Genomic DNA, 19717 nt, shown 5'->3' with positions numbered 1-19717 from the left:
TGCGGGGGTGGCCGACCGCCTGGAGGACTACCGCTCGCGCCGCGAGCCGACAGCGGGAGAGCGCACCGTGTACCTGACGCACCTGGAGTGCCCGCGCTGCGGGCGGGCGTACCCGGCCACGGAGCCGCAGAACCTGTGCGCCTGCGGGTCGCCCCTGCTGGCGCGCTACGACCTCGCGGCCGTGGCCGCCGCAGTCACCCCGGAGCGGTTCGCGCTGCGCCCGGCCGACCTATGGCGCTACCGGGAGCTGCTGCCCGTGGCCGACCCCCGGCACGTCACCACGCTGGGCGAGGGCTGGACGCCGCTGCTGCGCGCCCCGGCGTACGGGGCCCGGATCGGCATCCCCGACCTGATCGTCAAGGACGAGGGGCTCACCCCGACGGGGTCGTTCAAGGCGCGGGGCGCCGCGGTCGGCGTGAGCCGGGCCCGGGAGCTGGGCGTACGACGGATCGCCATGCCGACCAACGGCAACGCGGGCGCGGCCTGGGCGACGTACGCGGCCCGCGCCGGCCTCGCGTCGACCATCGTGATGCCGCTGGACGCGCCGGCCATCTGCCGGCGGGAGGTGCTGGCCGCCGGGGGCGACCTGCGCCTGGTCGACGGGCTGATCAGCGACGCCGGCCGGCACGTGGCCGCGCTCGTGGCGTCGGCCGGCGGCGCGGTCTTCGACGCCGGCACGCTGCGCGAGCCATACCGGCTGGAGGGCAAGAAGACCATGGGGTACGAGATCGTCGAGCAGCTCGGCTGGCAGGTGCCCGACGTGATCGTCTACCCGACGGGCGGCGGGGTGGGGCTGATCGGCATCCACAAGGCGATGCAGGAGCTGCACGGGCTGGGCTGGGTCACGGACCGGCCGCCCCGGCTGGTCGCCGTGCAGTCGACCGGCTGCGCGCCGATCGTGCGCGCCTTCGCCGCCGGGGAGGACCGGGCGCGGCCGTGGGCCGACGCGCGCACCGTCGCGTACGGGATCACCGTGCCGGCGCCCCTCGGCGACGAGCTGATCCTGGCCGCGCTGCGGGCCAGCGCCGGCACCGCGATCGCGGTGGACGACGCGGAACTCCTGGCCGACCTGCGGCACTTCGGCGCGGACGAGGGGCTGCTGCTCTGCCCGGAGGGGGCAGCCTGCCTGACCGCCGCCCGGCACCTGCGCGAGGGCGGCTGGATCCGGGCCGGCGAGCGGGTGGTGGTGCTCAACACCGGCGCCGGGCTGAAGTATCCGGAGACGGTGGACGTCTCGGCGGCCCCGGTCGTGGCCTGACGGCCGACCCGCAGGGCGGGCCGGGTCAGCTCGTGGTCGGGTCGGTCAGCCGCCACGCGGCGTTGACCAGCCCGATGTGCGACAGCGCCTGCGGCGTGTTGCCCAGGTGGGCGCCGGTGCCCGGGTCGATCTGCTCGGGCAGCAGCCCCACGTCGTTGGCGTGCCCGAGGAGCTGCTCGAACAGCCGCCGGGCCCGGTCCCGTTCGCCGGTCAGCACCAGGCACTCGACCAGCCAGAACGAGCACAGCAGGAAGCCGGCGGGGTCGGTGGACCAGCGCCGCACCAGGCCGTTGCCGGCGCCCAGCTCGCGCTCGACCGCCTCGATGGTGGCGCGCATCCGGGGATCGGTCGCGTCGACGAAGCGCACCAGGGGCAGCAGCAGCGCCGAGGCGTCCAGCTCCGGCGAGCCGAAAGCCCCCGTGTACGCGCCGACCCGCTCGTTCCAGCCCTCCCGGAGCACGGTCGCGCGGATCTCGTCGCGGGTCGCCGCCCAGCGGCGCGGGTCGGCCCGCCCGCCGAGCTGCGGGGCCAGCGCCACCGCCCGGTTCAGCGCCACCCAGCAGAGCACCTTGGACGACAGGTAGTGCCGGTCGGCGTCCCGGGTCTCCCACATCCCCCGGTCCGGCAGCCGCCACGTCGCGGCCACCTGGTCGGCGAGGCCGACCACCATCTCCGCCAGCTCGTCGGCGAGCGTGTCGCCGAGCTGCTCGTGCAGCCGCCAGACCGCCGAGATCACCTCGCCGGGCACGTCGAGCTGCCGCTGCCGCCAGGCGTCGTTGCCGAGGCGGACGGGCCGGCTGTCGGCGTATCCCCGCAGGTGGGGGCAGTCGTGCTCGGAGAGGTCCCGCTCCCCCTCCAGCCCGAACAGCACGGGCACCGGCGCGTCGCCGATGCGGCCGATCGAGCGGGCCGCCCAGGCGAACAGGCGCGACGCCTCCTCCGGGCAGGCCGCCACCCACAGGGCGCGCATCGTCGCCGCGAAGTCGCGCAGCCAGGAGAACCGGTAGTCGTAGTTGCGGTCGCCGCCGAGGCGTTCCGGCAGCGACGTGGTCAGGGCCGCGGCGACCGCGCCACTGCGCGCGTACGTGAGGCCGGTGAGCACCACCGCGCTGTGCCGCACCTGCGGGACGTACTCGCCCTCGTAGTGGTGGGACTCGCGGAACGCCTGCCACGCCCGGGTCGTGTCGGTGAGCGCGGCGACCGGGTCGAGGCGCACCGGCGGGTCGCCGTACGCCGGGGCGTACGCGAGGGTGAAGCCGACGGTCTCACCGGCCGCGACCGCGAACTCCTGCCGGACCCGGTCGCGGTCCGCGCGCAGGGCGGGCCCGGTCCCGGCCAGCACCAGCACCGCCGGGCCGGCGGCGGCCAGCACGCTGCCGTCGGCCTGCTCGTGCAGGTACGGCGTGAGCAGGCCGTGCTCCGGCCGGGGCGCGAGGTCCAGGCCCATCCGGACCCGGCCGGTGAGCCCCTCGACGACCCGCAGCAGCACGGCCGGGGAGTTCATGCCCAGCTCGTGGCCGCGCGCGCCGGCCTCGGCGGCGAGCGCGTCGGTGACCGCGACGCTGCCGGAGGGGGTGTGGTGGACGGTGCGCAGCACCAGCGTGTCCGGCCGGTACGCCCGCTCGACGCGTGACGGCGCGAGCGGGGCGAGCCGCCAGTGCCCGGCCGCCGGGTCCAGCACCCGGGCGAGGACGGCGGACCCGTCGAACCGGTCCGGGCACCACCAGTCGACCGAGCCGTCCCGGCCCACCAGCGCGCCGGAGCGGCAGTCGGACAGGAACGCGTAGTCGGAGATGGGCGGCTGTTCCACCCGGCCGGGGTACCCGCGCCGGCCCGGATCAGGCAGCGGGACCCGACCCGGGCGGCGGACCGGTCAGGCGGCACGGCGCGGACCGGGCGGCGGGGCCGGCGCGGCGTGCGGGCGGGCCGGCCCCGGCCGTCGGCTCAGGAGGTGGGCGGCTCGTCCTCGCCGGCCGCCTCCGCCGCGTCGGCCTCCTCCTTGGTGTGGTGAACGGCCTGGTCGGCGTGCTCGGGCGGCCCGTAGACGGTGTAGAGCACCAGCGGGTTGGGGCCGGTGTTGACGAAGTTGTGCTTCGTGCCGGCCGGCACCACCACGAGGTCGCCCTGGGCGACCTCCTTCTTCTCCCCGGCGACGCGGGCCTCGCCGGTGCCGCTGACGAAGGTGAGGATCTGGTCGATGCCCTCGTGGACCTCCTCGCCGATCTCGCCGCCCGGCGGGATCGTCATGATCACCAGTTGGGTGTGCTCACCGGTCCACAGCACCCGCCGGAAATCCGGGCTCTTCTCGGCGACGGTCGCGATCGTGAAATGCTCCATGGCCCGCACATACCCCGTCCCGCCCCGCGTCACGCCGGGAACGACGGATGGTGGAATTTCCCACTGATCCGAGGTTTGGACCCGCCCGGACCGGGCATCGACACCTCGACCGACGCACCCGTTCGGTCGAGCCAGGTCCCCGCCGGCGTACCGCCGTACGGCTGCGGTGGTGGGAGACGGCCGGAGCGCGGCGACGTTACGACCCCCGGGTCGCGGCGGCGCCGTGCGCTCCTGTCCGGGGCCGGCCACCGAGCGCCCTCCGATCACGGACTCGGGCCGCCCGCGCGGCCACCCGGCGCGCCTCAGCGGTCGCGGTGCAGCCAGGCCAGCAGGTCCGGTGGGGCGAGGGCGACGGTCCGCGCCCGGTAGCGGGCCAGCGTCGCCGCGTCCAGCAGTTCCCGGCCCTGCCCCGAACGGCCGCGCCGGAAGAAGGCGTTCCGGTCCTTCAGCACGCCCGCCGGATCCGGGACCAGCAGGTCCGCCCGCTCGCGCATCCGGTCGAAGGTGGCCGCCTCGACCAGCTCCGGCCAGCGCGGCTGCGCCACCTCGACGCCGAGCCGCCCGGCCAGTGCGCGCATCTGCCCCGCCAGGTCGGCCACCAGGTCGTCGTAGTGCACGAGGGTCACGTTGGGCCGGTCGCGACGGCCCCAGGCGTCGCCCAGGTGCCACAACACCCCCTGGAGCGAGTCCAGCTCCGCGCGCGGGTCGACCTCGCGGTCCACCCACCGTCGCAACGACTCCACCAACGGGGTACGCGGGGCGGGCGGCCCCGCCGGGGCGGGCCGGCCGGTCAGCTCCGCCAGCCGCGCCCGGTCGAGGTTGCCGCTCTGGTGCCAGAGCGAGACCGCCATGTCCAGCGGGTGCCGGGCCACCACCACGTAGTGCGCCCGGTCGTCCAGGGGCACCCCGTCGAGCGGGGTGTGGGTCTTGACGAACCGGCGGTGCCGCTGGGCGGCGAGCCGGGCGTACACCTCGTCGCGGGGTTCGGCCAGCCAGTCCAGCCAGGGCGAGAGCTGCGACAGCGGGGCCGGCAGGTCGGGCGTGCCGAACACCAGCAGGGCGCAGATCATCTGCATCCAGGTGGTGCCGCTCTTGGACCGGGTGCTGATGACGATGTCGCCGTCGCGGAACGGGAATCCGGCCCAGCGGGCGCTGTCTTCTTCGGACGATCGGTAACGAAAGGGCTGGTCGGGCATCCGGGGATCGTACGATCGCCCCTGGCCGGACGCCCGGCATTTGCCGTTGACCCTGTGACGAGCGCCGATGTGTCGCTACATTGAAGTATGGTGCCCGCCCACGGGAGCCGGGCGGCGGAACCGGTCTACCATCCCATCCTCGCCTGCCACCGCGGCGAACTGGAGGCGCTCCGCCACCTCGACAGCGCCACGGCCGCCCTGATCGCCCCGGTCCTCGACGTGTCCATCCTGGACCGCGCCCTCGCGGAGGCGTTCACCCGGCTCCCGGCCGGGCTGCTGCCGGCGGTCGACGTCACCGCCCTGCCCGACGGGCCCGACGCCGAGCTGGCCCGGTGGAACGTGCCGCTGGTGCCGGTGGCCGGGCTCGCGGACAGCGACGCGCGGCTGGCCGCGCACGGCGTGGCGGCCCGGGCGTACGCCGGGCGGTTGGTGGTGCGGCTGCGGGCCCGCAGCGACCGGCACGGTCCGGACGCCGCGACGGCCTCGGTGGAACGGATCTGGCGGCTCACCCGGCTCGTGCCCGAGCAGTGCGAACTCCTCGTCGACGCCGGGGACGTCTGCTGCCCGGCGGACGTCCGGCTGGCCGAGCCGCGCGTCCGGCGGCTGGTGGACTGGGCGCGGCGGCACGCCTGGCGGTCGGTGACGGTGGCGGCCGGTGGGCTGCCGCCGACCGGGTCCGGGTTTCCCACCGACGAGCCGGTCCGCCTGGAACGCTGGGACTGGCTGCTCTGGCGTCGGCTGGCCGACCTCGGCGTCCGGTACGGCGACTACGCGGTCGGCTGCGCGGTGCCCGGCGGCGAGCCGCTCTCCGACCGCCTGCCGACCGTCCGCTACACCACCGACCGGGAGTGGTGGCTCTACCGCTGGTCGCGGCGGGGCGGCCGGGGCGACGAGCGGGTGGCCGACCTGTGCCGGACGCTGGTGTCGGCGGCGCACTGGCCGGCGGCCGGGGCGGCCTTCTCGTGGGGTGACCACGAGATCCTGCGTCGGGCCCGGCGGGTGGCCGGGGCCGGCTCGACGACGAACTGGGCGGCCTGGAGCACCTCGCACCACCTGGCCCACGTGCTGCACCAGCTCCGGGACGGCGGCGAACGCCGCCCCACCGTACGGCCCGCGCGCGCGGCGGGCCGGCGCGGCGAGGGGCCGGCTATTTCTCGGTGAAGCCGAACTGCACGACCCCCTCGTCGTCGACGGTGGCGTCGACCGAGGTGTCGGTGAGCAGGTCGGCGGCGTCGGAGTCGAGGAAGATCCGGGCGCCCTGGTGGTCGACCACCTGGTCGCCCTGGACGGGCTCGGGCACCAGTTCGATGGTGAGCGAGCCCGCGTCGGTGTCGGCGGCGATGCGCAGGCCGCCGCCCTCGGCGACGTCCTCCTGGGCGGCCAGGTCGCGGATCACCAGCACGGCGTTGTCGGTCATGGTCAGCATGGGGCACTCCTCGTGGATTCTCGGTCGCGGTCGGTGCAGACCGGGCTCAGCCCGCGGACGATCACACGGGGGAGCTCGGGTGACGGCAGGGCCGTCACCGGGCGGAACGGGGCTGCTCGGAGCGCGCCCCTGCACCCACCGTGCCCGCTGCGGCCGCATCCGTCAAATGGAACGAGTTCGATCACCCCTTGCGGCGGAACCGGCTCCGAGCTGCCCGGATGCTCCCTACGCTGAAGCCATGGACGACGCGAGGCGGTACGCGGCCGAGTTCGTCGGCACCCTGTTGCTGGTCTTCTTCGGCGTGGGCAGCGCGGTCTTCGCCCAGGTCCAGGGCGGCGTGGTGGTGGTCGCCCTGACCTTCGGCTTCATCGTGCTGGCGCTGGTCTACACGATCGGCCCGCTCTCGGGCTGCCACGTCAACCCGGCGGTGACCCTGGGGGTGCTGCTGTCGGGAAAGATCTCCCCGGTCGGCGCGGTGGCGTACTGGATCACGCAGTTCGCCGGTGCCACGGTGTCCGGCCTGATCATCTGGGGGCTGACCCGGTGGGGCGGCGTGGTGGACCAGACCGGCGCGCTCGGCACCAACGGCTACGGCGCGCACATCAACCTGGGCGGCACGGCGGTGCTGGAGACGGTGCTGAGCTTCCTGTTCGTCCTCGTCGTGCTGGTGGTGACCAGTCGGGCCGAGCATGCCGGGTTCGCGGGGCTGGCGATCGGGCTGGCCCTCGCGGCCTGCATCGCCGTCGGCCTGACCCTCGACGGCGCCTCGGTCAACCCGGCCCGGTCGTTCGGCCCGGCGGTGTTCGAGGGTGGCACGGCCCTGCGGCAGCTCTGGGTGTTCGTCGTCTTCCCGCTGCTCGGCGGCGCGCTGGCCGCCCTCGCGGCGCCGCTCGTGGTGCGGCGCAACCCGCACTACCGCGCCGACCCGGAGGAGCCGACCGGCCCCGCACCGAGGACCGCCTGACCCGGCCGACGGGTGCAGGACCGGGGCGAACCCGCCCGCCTGCGCCGCCGGGAACCCCCGGCACCTGCCGATTCGGCACTAACCTTCGCCCGATGGGGTTGGCCGGCAGAATTCTCCATGGCAGCATCAGCGCATGCAGCGTTGCGCCGTAGGCCCCGAACGGGTGCAGGCGTCACCTGTCAGACCGGCCCGGGCCCCTTCCGGGTGCGGAGGAAGGGGCCCGGGCCCACGGGCGTCCCACGGATCGACGGGCGCGTCAGGCGCCGGGGCGGTCCGGCGGGCGCACCGTGGCGGCCGGGTCGCCCCGCTCGATCAGCAGGTCTATCTCGGCGGCCCGCAGGCCGCGCAGGGCGAGCACCCGCCGGCCCCAGCGGTGCAGCCGGCAGGGGTGCGGGCTGGCGTCGTTGCGGCAGACCGTCCCGCCGGACCAGCGCCGGGGGGCGTGCACCACGACCGCCCGCACCGCGAACTGGGCGTCCTCCCCCGTCACGTACGGCGGCAGCGGAATGTCCCACAGCCCCTCCCCGGACTCCTCGCGGGCGCCGGGGACGGCGGTGGAACGGACGGCACGGGTGGGGGTGGCGGTGCTGCTCATCGGGCAAGCCTCCACAGAGGACGGACGGACCAGGTCAGCGGACAACCTACGACCGTCCAGAGGCGGCATGACGGACAAACTGTCCCGACCGCCGGGTAGGCGCCGACCACCCGGAACCGGCTCAGCGCAGCGCCACCGCCTGCAGGTTGACGTTGCCGCAACCGCCGAAGGTGGCCTCGACGGTCCAGGTGAGCAGCAGCTTCGCCCCCTTCGGGGCCCGGAACCGCACGGTGAACTCGGCGGTGTGCGTGGTGTGCGGATCCTCCAGCCGGCGGACGGTCGTTTCGCCGCCGCTGGACAGCCGCGCCTCCAGCCGGCCGCGCGCCATCCACAGGCCGGCGTAGAGGCGCACGGTGCGGGCCTCGCCCCCGCCGTCCACGGCGAGCGCGAAGCCGCTGCCGACGCCGCAGGCGGAGACGCCGGTCGTGGTCGCCGTGGACGACGTCACCGGCGAACCGTCGCGCCAGCTGAACGTCTCCGGGCTGACGTCGTGGCCGACCCGGTCACCACGGCCGCCCTCGTCGGCGATCTCCCCCGAGCCGTCGCGTTTGCGGACCGTCGAGTCGGCCCCCCGCAGTCCCCAGTGGACCCAGTCCCGGGTGCCCGCCGCGGTCAGGTCGACGTCGGCCGGCACGTCGGCCTGGGCGACGTCGAGGTGGACCGCCGCCGGCTGCGGCGCCACCGGGCTCGACGGCGACGGCGGCGGGGCGGTCGGGGTCCGCTGCCGGGGACGCAGGCCGGGAGTGGCCGCGTCGGCCGGCGAGCCCGGGCGGTCCACCACCGGGAACCCGCCGCTGGGCCGGCCCGCGGGGGCCGGCAGCACGGCCTCGTCGTCCGGCCCGGCGGCGGGGCCGCCCGGCGCGGCGGCGTACACCCCGAGGGCGACGAGACAGGCGAGCACCACCAGGCCCTCGACCGCCCACCGTCGGCGCTGCCGGGCCCGGGCCAGCCGGCGCTGCTCCGAGCGCGTCCGGCCGTCGGCCAGCTCCCCGACCCGGTGCGGCGGGTCGGTCACCCCGCGCCCACCAGGGCCGACGCCCCGCGTGAGGTCTTCCTGCGCCACCTGGCCTCCACTCCCCACCCGGTGTCCCGGTCCCGGCGACCGCCGCACACCGGCGTGAGCCGTATCACGTTGGCACCACCCCCGCCCGGACGCCAGGGGTGTCCCGCCGGGCGTTTCCACTTCGTTACCGTCCGGTAGGGACCGGCGCACGACCGGGTCACCGGCGACCGGGCGGACTGCGCCACGGTGCCGGTTCACCGGACGGGCGCGGGAACCTCGGCGGGGGTCAGCCGGACGGGCGCCGACGTCGTGGCGAGACAGGCAGGGCGCACCGCGACGCGCCGAGGCGGTGGTGGCGCCGCCGGCTGCGCTGAGCGTACTGGAGGTCACGTTAAGCGCGAAAGCGGCGAAGTCCACGAACCGGGGCGGGCCCCGGTTGAGCCGCCGGTCAGCCCACCTGGAAGCCGAGGGCCCGCGCCAGCAGCACCGCCTGCTCGGCGTCGATCAGCGCGCCGGCCCGCTGCACCGTCGTCGGATCCAGCGCCGACAGGTCGCTGCCCCGCAGGTCGGCGCGCAGCAGGCGGGAGCCGTGCAACTGGGCGCCGGAGAGGTCGACGCCGGTCACCGTGGCGTCGGTCAGATCGGCGCCGGCCAGGTCCGCCTCGCGCATCCGGACGTCGGTCAAGCGCACCCCGCGCAGGTCGGCGCCGGGCAGCGCCACGAACGACCAGTCGCCGCCGTCGACCCGCAACGGCCGCAGGTCACACTGCTCGAAGCTGCTGCCGACCAGCTTGCAGCCCGTGAACTCGGCCTCGAACAGGTTGCACCGCTTGAACACGCAGCGGGTGAAGGCCGAGTCGACGTGGCGGGAGGCGTTGAACGCCACGTTGCCGAAGACGCACTCGGTGAAGACCGCACCCCGGCTGACCGCCTCGGTCAGGTCGACGTGGAAGAACTCGCAGCGCACGAAGTGCCGGTCGGCCAGATCCTCGGCGTACCAGTCGTCGTGGCGGAAGGTCGCGTCCTCGGTGGGCTCCGGCACCCGGCCAGCCTAACGGCGGCCACCGACGTCTTCCGCGCGGCGCGTACCGGCTAGTAGGTTCGGTGGGTGAGCCTGGCCCTGCGCACCGACCCCGACCGCATCGGCTTCGACCCCGCCCGGCTGGCGCGGATCGACGAACACTTCGGCAGGTACGTCGACGACGGCCGGCTCGCCGGCTGGCAGATCGTCGTCACCCGCCGGGGCGAGATCGCCCACTCCGCCACCTACGGCATGCGCGACCGGGAGGCCGGGCTGCCGGTCGAACCGGACACCATCTGGCGCGTCTACTCGATGACCAAGCCGATCACCTCCGTCGCGGCGATGATGCTCTGGGAGGAGGGCCGCTTCGAGCTCACCGACCCGATCGGCCGCTGGCTGCCCGAGTTCGCCGACGTCCGGGTCTACGACAAGGGGCCGGTGACCAAGCCGCACACGGTGCCGGCGGTCGAGCCGATCCGGATCTGGCACCTGCTGACCCACATGTCCGGCCTGACGTACGGCTTCGCCCAGGTCTCCGTCGTCGACGGCCTCTACCGGGCGGCCGGCTTCGACCTCGGCGTGCCCGTCGGGGCCGACCTGGCCGCCGCCAGCCAGGGGCTGGCCCGGCTGCCGCTGCTGTTCCAGCCCGGCACCGGCTGGAACTACGGGGTCTCCACCGACGTGCTCGGCCGGCTGATCGAGGTCGTCTCCGGGCAGCGGCTCGACGAGTTCCTCGCCGCACGCGTCTTCCGGCCGCTGGGCATGACCGACACAGGCTGGTGGGTCGAGGAGGCCGACGCCAAGCGGCTCGCCGCGCTCTACTTCCCGCATCCGGCGACCGGGCAGGCCATCCGCGCCGACGCGCTCGGCCGGCTCGCGCTGACCGCACCCGACTTCCTCTCCGGTGGCGGCGGGCTGGTCTCCACCGCCGCCGACTACCACCGGTTCACCCAGTTCCTGCTGCGCGGCGGGGAGCTGGACGGCGTACGCCTGCTCGGGCCCCGCACGGTGCGCTTCATGACCCGCAACCACCTGCCCGACGGCCGCGACCTGGCCTCATACTCGCCGACCGGCTTCGCCGAGACGGTCCTCGACGGCATCGGCTTCGGCCTCGGCTTCGCCGTGGTGCAGAACCCGGTCCCGTCCCGGGTGCCGAGCAGCGCCGGCGAATACTACTGGGGCGGGATGGCCAGCACCGCGTTCTGGGTCGACCCGGCGGAGGAGGTCACCGCCATGCTGTTCACCCAGCTCATGCCGTCGAGCACCCATCCGCTGCGGCCCCAGCTGCGCCAGCTCGTCTACTCCGCCCTGGTCGACTGAGCCGGGCCCGTGGGCCCGCCGCCCGCCCCGTCGTCGACGCCGGGGAAGCGCGGCCGGGATCGCCGGAACGGCACCGCCGGGCCCGGCCGGCTCCTAGCCTGGGGCCATGAGCAACGTCGTGGTGTTCGGCGCCGGGGGCACGGCGGGGTCGCGGATCACCGCCGAGGCGGTCGCCCGGGGCCACCGGGTGACCGCAGCCGTACGCCGCCCCGAGGCGACCAGCTACCTGCCGGCCGGGGTCGACCTGGTGACCGGGGACGTCACCTCGGCGCACAGCGTGCGGGAGCTGGCCCCGGCCGCCGACGTGATGGTGGTCGCCGTGGGCGGCGACGAGGGCCGGGCGCTGTGGCGGGACGCGGCCGAGAACCTCGTCACCGTGCTGCGGGAGGTGCCGAACCCGCCCCGGATCATCCACGTCGGCGGCGGGGCGACCCTGCTGACGCCCCGCGGCACCCCGTACCTGGAGGAACCGGACTTCCCGGAGGAGTACCGGGAGCCCGCCCTGGGCCAGGCCGACGCCCTGGCCTGGTACCGCTCGGCTGCCGACGGGGTCACCTGGACGTACGTCTCCCCGCCGCCGCTGGAGTTCCACCCCGGTGAGCGCACCGGCCACTACCGCACCGGCCTCGACGAGCCGGTGACCGACGAGCGGGGCCGCGCGGCCCTGAGCTACGAGGACCTGGCCGTCGCCGTCGTCGACGAGATCGAGAACCCGCGCTTCGAGAACATGCGCTTCACCGCCGGCTACTGAGCCCGCCGGCTTCAGTCGGCGAGGCGGGCCGGGAAGCCGCCGGTGGCGATCGGGCCCCAGCCGTCGATGGTGACCCGGATCAGCGACTTGCCCTGCCGGACCATCGCCGCCCGGTACTCGTCCCAGTCGGGGTGCTCGCCGGAGATGCCGCGGAAGTACGCGACCAGCGGCTCCAGCGCCTCGGGCAGGTCGAGCACCTCGGCGGTGCCGTCCACCTGCACCCACGGCCCGTCCCAGTCGTCGGAGAGCACGCAGGCCGAGACGCGCGGGTCCCGCCGGACGTTGCGGGCCTTCGCCCGCTCGGGGTAGGTCGAGATCACCAGCCGGCCCTCGGGGTCCACCCCGCACGCCACCGGGGAGGACTGGGGCCGGCCGTCGGACCGGGTGGTCATCAGCAGGACCCGGTGCCGGGGACGGATGAAGTCGATCAGGGCGGCCCGGTCGACCCGGGTGTTGCTCGCGATGCTGCGTGCCATACCCGTTTCTACCAGCAGCGCCGTCAGCTGGGCCGGGCGGTGCTCCGCCTGGCCGCCGGCTGGGCGGGCACCCGGGGACGCACCGTGGGCCGCCAGGCCCGGCCGTTGGCGTAGATCACCCGGAAGCCCAGGTACGCCGCCAGCGGCGCCCAGTGCGCCGAGCCCATCCGCAGCTCGGCGGCGTTGTGCCGCTGCCCGTTGGCCAGCACGTCGAGCAGCACGGTCTCGAACGCCGCCGACTCCACCCAGTCGACCTCCCGGGTGAACCCGCAGATCAGCGCCGCGCCGGTCTCGTCGAGGAAGTCGCGCAGCGCGGCGTCGGACGCCCGCAGCACCGAGCAGCTGCCGAAGTAGAGCCGGCGGCCGTCGCAGCGGCCGGCCATCCGCTCGGCGACGTCGGAGAGGTCGACCGAGTCCCAGTCGGTGAGGCAGAGGCGGCTCGGCTCGCCGTGCATGGCGAAGAAGCCGACCCGGTAGTCGGCGTACTGCTTGAGCAGCCAGCGGTCGAGGAAGTAGAACAGTTCGTCGCGGGTCGCCGCGTCCTTGTGGATAAAGCGGATCTTGCCCAGCCGTTCGAGGAGTTCCAGGGTAGGCAGGACCGAACCGCGCTCGTTGAGGTCACGGTGCCACTGCCCCTCGACACAGAAGACACCACCGCGCGCCACCAGCCACCTCCCCGAGCCCCCGCTGACGTTACCGCCAGCCGCCGCCACCTCGGGGATCACCCTCCGTAGGAGTCGGCTGCGAGCTCGCCGCCCCCTCGCGTCGTCGCAGCGCAAGATCGCGCTCGATCGGGGAACGAGTGGCCTCGCGGGGCGCAGGAGGCCACTCGATCCGTGATCGAGCAGGCCCCTGCCCGCACGACGTCGGCCCGGTCGCGGGGTGCACCCACGACCGGGCCGACGCGACGCGTTCGCCGTCAGCTCGCCCGAGGCCAGCGCGGCGCGGCGGCGTTGGGCGGCACCGGCCGGCTGGGCAGGCCGGGCCGGACCACGGGCCGCCCGGTGGGCACGGAGACCCGCCCAGGCGCAGGGGGCACCCGTCCAGGGGGTGTCGGCACCCGCCCCGGCGGAGTGGGCACCCGCCCCGGCGGTGTCGGCATGCGTCCCGGGGGCGTCGGCATCCGCCCCGGCGGCGTCGGCATCCGTCCGCCGGACGCGGAGACCCGGCCCGGCGGCATGGGCGTACGACCGCCCGGGTTGGCGGCGCGGCCCGGGGGCGTCGCGCCCCGCCCGGACTGCGTGGCCGCCGGGTGGGCGGCGGGCCGGTCGGCGCGCGACGGACCGGTCGCCGTGAACGGGAACGGCACGTGCACGAACGGGTTCCCGTGCCGGATCAGGGCGTCGATCTGACGCCCGTTGAGGCCGTGGGCCTCCAGCACCCGCCGGCCCCACCGGTGCAACCGGCAGGGGTACGACGCTCCGTCGTTGCGGCACAACGCCCCCGACGGCCACTCCTCCGCGGTGTGCACCACCACCGCCCGGACCGCGAGCCGGACGTCCTCGGGTGTCAGGGACGCCGGGACCGGCACCTCACCCAGCACTTGGTCGATGGGATCCGTCGACTGCTCACCAACTCGCACGGCAGGCCTCCCGCAGCTCGGCAGCGGTGCGGCCGACCCGCCGCACCACATCCTCGCGCAGTGGTACGGCGCGCGGGGGCGAGGAGTTCAATCGCGGTAGGCGGTCAGCAGATCCTCCGCCGACAGCGCCCGCACCCCGTCCACGTCGACCCCGGCGCGCGACACCGCGACCAGTTCCGTCCGCTCGTCCGCGCCGGGCAGCAGCGACCGGTGCAGCACCAGCCGCCCGAGGTCGTGACCGTCGAACGCACGCCGCTCCAGCCACTTGATCGAGCCTACGAAGGTCACCCGCCGGGCCACCGGCTCCCGGTCCGCGCCGACGAGGTCGATCTCGGGGTTGTTCGTCCGGGTCCAGAACCCGCCGACGGCCGACGTTCCCTCCGGCAGCCGGTCGGCGGGCAGCCGGCGCAACGCCTCCCGGACGGCGGGTTCGATCGCCCGCCCCCGCCAAGCTTGAGGGCATCAGGGGCGATACCAAGGCCATGACGGTCAGGTGGCGGCATCCGAGGGCGAATGATCACGCGATGTCGCCGACATGGAGTCGATCAAGGGCGCGCGGCGGTGCCAGAGCGGGGCGTGGAGGGCGGGCCCCAGGCACGCGGCCGTGGGCAGCGGTTTCACCCCCGTAAAGTTTCCCGGCGCTCTCCCGCTGTTCACGCCAGCGCCGATAACATCGCTGACCATGAATACAAAGAGCATCACCCGCTCGCGATCCGGGCGGCTGATCACGGCGTTCGCACTGGCCGTCGCGGTGCTGACACCCGTCGTGGCGAGCACCTCCGCGTCGGCGGCGACCACGCTGACCGTGGCACAGGCGCTGGCCGCCCAGGACGGCCGCACGGCCACCGTCACCGGGTACGTCGTCGGGCAGCCGACGGCCACGACCACGGTGATCACCTCCGGCTACACGGCGGACACGGCGATCGCCCTCGCCGACAGCGCCGCCGAGACCGGCACGGGCAGGATGCTCTACGTCCAGGTGACGGCCGCCTACCGCAGCACCTTCGGGCTGCTGACCAACCCGGGGCTGCGCGGGCGGCAGGTCACCGCCACCGGGACGCTGACCGCGTACTTCAGCCACGGCGGGCTGAAGAACCCGACCGCGATGAGCCTCGGCGGCGCCACCCCGGGCCCGACGCCGACGCCCACCGCGTCGCCCAACCCGTCGCCCAGCCCCACCGGCGGCGGTGGCCCGTACGACTCGACGTACTACGCCAGCGCGATCGGCAAGACCGGCACCGCGCTGCGCAGCTCCCTGCACGCCATCATCAGGACGCAGACGAAGCTCAACTACGACCAGGTGTGGGAGGCGTTGAAGGACACCGACCAGGACCCGGCCAACGCCAACAACGTGCTGCTGCTCTACAGCGGCCGCTCGCAGAGCAAGACCAGCAACGGCGGCGACGCCAACGACTGGAACCGCGAGCACGTCTGGGCCAAGTCGCACGGCGACTTCGGCACCGCCACCGGCCCCGGCACCGACGTGCACCACCTGCGCCCCGAGGACGTCTCGGTCAACTCGACGCGCGGCAACAAGGACTTCGACGCCGGGGGCAGCGGGGTGTCCGAGTGCACCGGCTGCTACTCCGACGCCGACTCGTTCGAGCCGCGCAACGCGGTCAAGGGCGACGTCGCCCGGATGATCATGTATATGGCGATCCGGTACGAGGGTGACGACGGCTGGCCGAATCTGGAGATCAACAACTCGGTGTCCAACGGCACGTCCCCGTACCACGGGAAGCTGTCGGTGCTGCTCGCCTGGAACCTGGCCGACCCGCCGGACACCTTCGAGAAACGCCGCAACCAGGTCATCTACGATCGCTGGCAGGGCAACCGCAACCCGTTCGTCGACCACCCGGAGTGGGCCACCGCCATCTGGGGCTGACCCCGCCCGGGGCCACCCGGTTGTCGCGGATCACCCCGCCCGGTCGTGAGATGGCGACCGGGGCGGGGTAGGACAACCGGGTGGCACGGCCCGGCCGCGCGACCTCCGCGCGCCCCGGGCCCCTGACGATGGGAGAGACGGCCGACATGGCGAACACGGTTCCCGACATCGCGCTCAACGACGGCAACACCATCCCCCAGCTCGGCTTCGGGGTCTACCAGATCGCGCCGGAGGACACCGCCGAGGCCGTCGGGCGGGCCCTGGAGATCGGCTACCGGCACATCGACACCGCCGAGATGTACGGCAACGAGGCCGAGGTGGGCCAGGCGGTGCGCGCCTCCGGCCTGGACCGGGACGAGGTCTTCGTCACCAGCAAGCTGAACAACGGCTTCCACCGCCCCGACGACGCCCGCCGCGCGTTCGACTCCACCCTCGCCGCGCTGAAGATGGACCACATCGACCTGTTCCTGATCCACTGGCCGCTGCCGACCCTCTACGACGGCGACTTCGTCTCCACCTGGAAGGTGCTGGAGGAGTTCCGGCGCGACGGCCGGGCCCGCTCGATCGGCGTGTCCAACTTCCAGGTGCCGCACCTGGAGCGGCTGGCCGCCGAGGCCGACGTGGTGCCGGCGGTCAACCAGATCGAGGTGCACCCCTACCTCGGCAACGAGGAGGTGCGGGCGTACGGCCACGCGCACAACATCCTCACCGAGGCGTGGTCGCCGATCGCCCAGGGCGCGGTGCTCGACGACCCGACCCTCGTCGACATCGCCGAGGAGGTCGGGCGCACCGTGCCCCAGGTGGTGCTGCGCTGGCACGTGCAGCGCGGCGACATCGTCTTCCCCAAGTCGGTCAACCCGAAGCGGATGGCGGAGAACTTCCAGATCTTCGACTTCGAGCTGGACGACGCGACGATGGAGCGGGTCACCGGCCTGGACCGGGGCGAGGCGGGCCGGCAGGGCCCGAACCCCGACACGTTCGACTACGTGCCCGCCTGAGCGGGCGAACCCGGCGGCGGGCTGCCACGGCAGGCCCGCCGCCGGCGCGTCCGGCCGGGGCCGTCAGCGGTCGAAGGTGTCGGGCAGGTGGATGCGGTCGGCGGGCACCCCGGCGGCGAGCAGCCGCAGCCGCGCGCCGGCCACCATCGGCGGCGGCCCGCACAGGTGCACCTCCTGGTCGCCCGTGTGGTGGCGCAGGGCGATGGTGAGCGCGTCGCCCTGCTCGGCGGGGCCGGCCGCCGGGTCGTGGGAGTACGCGGGCACCACCGTCAGCCACCCGTGGGCGGCCTCCAGCTCGGCGAGGGTGGCCCGGTCGTAGAGGTCGGCCGGGGTGCGCGCCCCGGCGACCAGGGTCACCCGCCGACCGTCCGGGGCGGCGGCGAGCTGCTCGACGAGGGCGCGCAGGGGCGCCAGTCCGGTGCCGCCGGCGACGAGCAGCAGGTCGTGCCAGGGGCTGGGGTCGAGCAGCAGGCTGATCCCGCACGGCGGGCCGAGCAGCAGCGGCTCGCCGGGGCGCACCCCGTCGACGAGGGCGCCGGAGACGGTGCCGGCGGCGACGGCGCGCACGTGCAACTCCATCGTGCCGTCGGGGCGGGGCGCATTCGCCGGGGAGTACCACCGCCAGGCGCCGGGCCGGCTCGGGGCGCAGACCGGCACCGCCTGCCCCGGCCGGTACGGCAGCGGCCGGCGCGGGCGTACGGTGAGCACGGCCACGCCGTCGGCGGCCCGGTCGTGGGCGACCACCTCGGCCCGCCACCACGCCGGCCCGTCGCCGACTCGGGCGGCGGCCCGGCGCACGGCGGTGACCGCCCGACGCAGCCCGCGTTCCCAGCCGGTGGCGAGGGCGGCCGTCCAGTGTGCCCGGTTCTCCCGGGCGACGGCGGCGAGCAGGGCGTCGCCGAGCAGGTCGGCGTGCTGCGGCAGCAGGCCGACGCCGCGGTGGGCCCGGGCCAGGACCGCCAGCGCGGCGGCCCGCCCGGCCGTGTCGTCGACGCCGCCGGCAAGCCGGCCCAGCGCGGCGAAGACCACGGTGTGGTCCCGCTCGGGCAGCAGGCCGGGCAGGCGGTCACTCACGGTGTCCAGGAAGTTGGCGGCGGCCCGGTCGACGGCGGCGGCGGTCGCCGCCCAGGACGGCCCGAGGTCGGCGCTCACCGCCCGGATCGTCTCCGCCACCCTGACTGTCGGCCCCGCTCGCAGCTCGGTCGTCTTCACGGCGATGGGTACGGACGGTGACCATCGATGGTTCACCCCGTTGACCGAGGGTGATCAGTCGATCACTCCTGCGGCGGTCGGCGCTCCCGCCACTCCCGGGCCAGGATCGCGAAGACGAGCCGGTCGGCCCACTCCCCGCGGAACAGGTAGCTCTCGACGTGGCGCGCCTCCTGGCGCATGCCGAGCCGCGCCATCAGCCGGGCCGACGCCTCGTTGCGGGCGTGGCACCGCGCGTAGGCCCGGTGCAGCCCGAACTCGCCGAACCCCCAGTCCAGCAGGGCCGTGGCGGCCTCCGTGGCCAGCCCGCGCCCGTGGTGGTCGGGGTGCAGGACGTACCCGAGTTCGGCGGTGCGGTCGGCCGCGCTGCGCCAGACCAGCTCGACGGTCCCGATCACCCGCGCGTCGGCGACCACGGCGAGGGCCAGGCAGTCGCCCTCGGCGCGCAGCGCGTCCTCGCCCGCCATGGCGGTCACCGAGGCGAGCGCCTGCGCGCGGGTGCGTGGCCCGGCGTCGAGCATCCAGCGGGTGACGTCGGGTCGGCTCTGGTAGGCGTGCACGTCGTCGAGGTCGTCCAGCGCGACCGGGCGCAGGGCCAGCCGGGCGGTGCGGATCGGATAGGTCGGACGGAACATCGACCGATCGTAGGGGCGTGGGCGCGGCCCCGCCGCCCCTGGACGGTCGGACGGAGGCATCGGACCGGTCGGCCATGTTCATCGACGACCATCGACCAATAGGCTACCGGTCATGCGTGCCCGTCGCGTCACCGCCGCAGCCGCCGTCGCCGGCCTGCTGAGCCTGCTCGCCGTCACCGCCGCCCGCGCCGACGACGGCCCGGCCCTCACCACGCCCGGCGCGCCGGTCGTCGTGGCCAACGAGCCGCACCAGCTCACCCTCACCTGGGCGCCGTCGGCGTGGGTGGGCGAGCCGGGTGGCACCGAACCCATCACGTACGAGGTGCTGGTGCCGCTGGGCCCCAACACGTACCGGGGACTGGGCAGCACGCAGACGCCCTCGATCACGCTGACCGCCCTGCCGCCGGGCACCGAATACCAGGTGGCCATCCAGGCCCACACCCTGGGCGGATACTCCGACACGTCGGCGACCACCGACCTGCGCACCGCGTACGGCCGGGCGAAGGTCAGCTACCTCAACCTCGACTGGGCACCCACGGACAACCAGGTCCAGTTCGTCGCGCAGGTCGTCAACACCGGCACGCAGCCGCTCGACCTGCGCACCGTGCGGGTGGACTACCACGTGCGCTTCGAGGGCGGCAACACGTCCCTCGTGACGGAGTGCGACTGGGCGGCGCTGGGCTGCGACAGGATCCAGCGGCAACCGTTCTACTTCCCGCCGCCCGCGCCGCCGCCCCCGCCCCCGGGGAGCAGCCCCACGCCGGTCCCCACCGCGACGCGGTACCCGGTGCCGGGCACGCCCGTACCCGGATACGTCCGGCTCACCTTCACCGGCGGGACCCTCGCCCCCGGCGAGTCGAGCGGGCCGATCCAGCTCCGCTTCCACCGGCAGAACTGGACCGCCGTCGACGAGCGGGACGACCCGAGCTGGCGGGCCGCCACCGGCACCTGGGCCGACAACAGCCGGATCACCGTCGACGTCGACGGCGTCCGCGAGTTCGGCGACCAGTACGCCGGCTGAGCCCGACCGGAGCCACTTTTAAGTACGTTGGCAGCTCGCT

21 protein-coding genes are annotated in these 19717 nt (G+C 74.9%); 8 read left to right on the top strand and 13 right to left on the bottom strand.

All coding sequences use genetic code 11. From position 1 onward, the window contains the following. The first annotated feature begins 67 nt into the window (after positions 1-67). On the top strand, positions 68-1258 hold the full coding sequence (locus GA0070558_RS00425) for a threonine synthase (protein WP_091274746.1): 1191 nt from the start codon (positions 68-70) through the stop codon (positions 1256-1258). Between the two features lie 25 nt (positions 1259-1283). Here GA0070558_RS00425 and GA0070558_RS00420 read toward each other — a convergent pair whose 3' ends face one another. The 3 genes from GA0070558_RS00420 to GA0070558_RS00410 all read right to left on the bottom strand — a co-directional run bounded on the left by GA0070558_RS00420 (position 1284) and on the right by GA0070558_RS00410 (position 4791). Further along, complete coding sequence (locus tag GA0070558_RS00420; protein WP_091274240.1) at positions 1284-3068, bottom strand: glycoside hydrolase family 15 protein; 1785 nt, start codon at positions 3066-3068, stop codon at positions 1284-1286. Positions 3069-3202: 134 nt separating this feature from the next. Further along, positions 3203-3595: a cupin domain-containing protein gene (locus GA0070558_RS00415; protein ID WP_007075021.1), complete on the bottom strand. Its 393-nt coding sequence runs from the start codon at positions 3593-3595 to the stop codon at positions 3203-3205. Positions 3596-3897: 302 nt separating this feature from the next. Then, positions 3898-4791, bottom strand: coding sequence for a sulfotransferase domain-containing protein (locus GA0070558_RS00410; RefSeq protein WP_091274237.1), 894 nt, complete (start codon positions 4789-4791; stop codon positions 3898-3900). An 87-nt stretch (positions 4792-4878) separates the two neighbouring features. Here GA0070558_RS00410 and GA0070558_RS00405 point away from each other — a divergent pair, with 87 nt between their 5' ends. Beyond that, the gene (locus tag GA0070558_RS00405) at positions 4879-5952 is read left to right on the top strand and encodes a beta family protein (RefSeq protein ID WP_176734042.1); all 1074 of its coding nucleotides are present in this window, start codon (positions 4879-4881) and stop codon (positions 5950-5952) included. Here GA0070558_RS00405 and GA0070558_RS00400 read toward each other — a convergent pair. Then, complete coding sequence (locus GA0070558_RS00400; RefSeq protein WP_043962158.1) at positions 5939-6217, bottom strand: HesB/IscA family protein; 279 nt, start codon at positions 6215-6217, stop codon at positions 5939-5941. The two genes, GA0070558_RS00405 and GA0070558_RS00400, sit on opposite strands and share 14 nt — an antisense overlap. Positions 6218-6455: 238 nt before the next feature. Here GA0070558_RS00400 and GA0070558_RS00395 point away from each other — a divergent pair, with 238 nt between their 5' ends. Beyond that, positions 6456-7181, top strand: coding sequence for an MIP/aquaporin family protein (locus GA0070558_RS00395; RefSeq protein WP_077936470.1), 726 nt, complete (start codon positions 6456-6458; stop codon positions 7179-7181). A gap of 256 nt (positions 7182-7437) precedes the next feature. On the opposite strand, the gene GA0070558_RS00390 is transcribed toward GA0070558_RS00395, so the two are convergent. The 3 genes from GA0070558_RS00390 to GA0070558_RS00380 form a co-directional block, all read right to left on the bottom strand. After that, on the bottom strand, positions 7438-7776 hold the full coding sequence (locus GA0070558_RS00390) for a hypothetical protein (protein WP_256091655.1): 339 nt from the start codon (positions 7774-7776) through the stop codon (positions 7438-7440). Positions 7777-7897: 121 nt separating this feature from the next. Next, positions 7898-8839, bottom strand: a complete 942-nt coding sequence (locus GA0070558_RS00385; RefSeq protein ID WP_256091654.1) for a hypothetical protein — start codon at positions 8837-8839, stop codon at positions 7898-7900. Between the two features lie 388 nt (positions 8840-9227). Then, complete coding sequence (locus tag GA0070558_RS00380; protein ID WP_077936468.1) at positions 9228-9821, bottom strand: pentapeptide repeat-containing protein; 594 nt, start codon at positions 9819-9821, stop codon at positions 9228-9230. Between the two features lie 72 nt (positions 9822-9893). On the opposite strand from GA0070558_RS00380, the gene GA0070558_RS00375 reads away from it, so the two are divergent. Beyond that, positions 9894-11120: a serine hydrolase domain-containing protein gene (locus tag GA0070558_RS00375; RefSeq protein ID WP_439709552.1), complete on the top strand. Its 1227-nt coding sequence runs from the start codon at positions 9894-9896 to the stop codon at positions 11118-11120. Positions 11121-11226: 106 nt separating this feature from the next. After that, on the top strand, positions 11227-11871 hold the full coding sequence (locus GA0070558_RS00370; protein ID WP_077936466.1) for an NAD(P)-dependent oxidoreductase: 645 nt from the start codon (positions 11227-11229) through the stop codon (positions 11869-11871). Positions 11872-11882: 11 nt separating this feature from the next. Here GA0070558_RS00370 and GA0070558_RS00365 read toward each other — a convergent pair whose 3' ends face one another. The 4 genes from GA0070558_RS00365 to GA0070558_RS00350 all read right to left on the bottom strand — a co-directional run bounded on the left by GA0070558_RS00365 (position 11883) and on the right by GA0070558_RS00350 (position 14340). Then, entirely contained in the window at positions 11883-12347 is a 465-nt protein-coding gene (locus GA0070558_RS00365; RefSeq protein WP_091274231.1) for a PPOX class F420-dependent oxidoreductase, read from the bottom strand. A gap of 23 nt (positions 12348-12370) precedes the next feature. Continuing rightward, entirely contained in the window at positions 12371-13012 is a 642-nt protein-coding gene (locus GA0070558_RS00360) for a DUF6642 family protein (protein ID WP_091274228.1), read from the bottom strand. A gap of 254 nt (positions 13013-13266) precedes the next feature. After that, positions 13267-13890, bottom strand: coding sequence for a ribosomal eL19 family protein (locus GA0070558_RS34020; protein ID WP_229403914.1), 624 nt, complete (start codon positions 13888-13890; stop codon positions 13267-13269). A 126-nt stretch (positions 13891-14016) separates the two neighbouring features. Continuing rightward, positions 14017-14340, bottom strand: coding sequence for a hypothetical protein (locus GA0070558_RS00350; RefSeq protein WP_369523362.1), 324 nt, complete (start codon positions 14338-14340; stop codon positions 14017-14019). A gap of 271 nt (positions 14341-14611) precedes the next feature. Here GA0070558_RS00350 and GA0070558_RS00345 point away from each other — a divergent pair, with 271 nt between their 5' ends. Beyond that, positions 14612-15814, top strand: a complete 1203-nt coding sequence (locus GA0070558_RS00345) for an endonuclease (RefSeq protein ID WP_091274225.1) — start codon at positions 14612-14614, stop codon at positions 15812-15814. Positions 15815-15960: 146 nt separating this feature from the next. Then, positions 15961-16812: an aldo/keto reductase gene (locus GA0070558_RS00340; RefSeq protein WP_077936463.1), complete on the top strand. Its 852-nt coding sequence runs from the start codon at positions 15961-15963 to the stop codon at positions 16810-16812. A 63-nt stretch (positions 16813-16875) separates the two neighbouring features. Here the strand turns inward: GA0070558_RS00340 and GA0070558_RS00335 are convergent, their stop codons facing one another. Together GA0070558_RS00335 and GA0070558_RS00330 are read right to left on the bottom strand one after the other, a co-directional pair. Further along, positions 16876-17964 carry an FAD-binding oxidoreductase gene (locus tag GA0070558_RS00335; RefSeq protein ID WP_091274731.1) on the bottom strand — a complete coding sequence of 363 codons (1089 nt, stop codon included), beginning with the start codon at positions 17962-17964 and terminating at the stop codon, positions 16876-16878. 122 nt (positions 17965-18086) lie between these two features. Beyond that, complete coding sequence (locus GA0070558_RS00330; RefSeq protein WP_091274221.1) at positions 18087-18656, bottom strand: GNAT family N-acetyltransferase; 570 nt, start codon at positions 18654-18656, stop codon at positions 18087-18089. Positions 18657-18768: 112 nt separating this feature from the next. Here GA0070558_RS00330 and GA0070558_RS00325 point away from each other — a divergent pair, with 112 nt between their 5' ends. Beyond that, positions 18769-19677 (top strand): cellulose binding domain-containing protein, encoded by a 909-nt coding sequence (locus GA0070558_RS00325; protein WP_256091650.1) that lies wholly within the window; start codon positions 18769-18771, stop codon positions 19675-19677. The last annotated feature ends 40 nt before the right edge of the window (positions 19678-19717 follow it).

The organism is Micromonospora haikouensis (assembly GCF_900091595.1).
Classification (GTDB): domain Bacteria; phylum Actinomycetota; class Actinomycetes; order Mycobacteriales; family Micromonosporaceae; genus Micromonospora; species Micromonospora haikouensis.
This window is presented reverse-complemented; position numbering and strand designations above follow the sequence as displayed.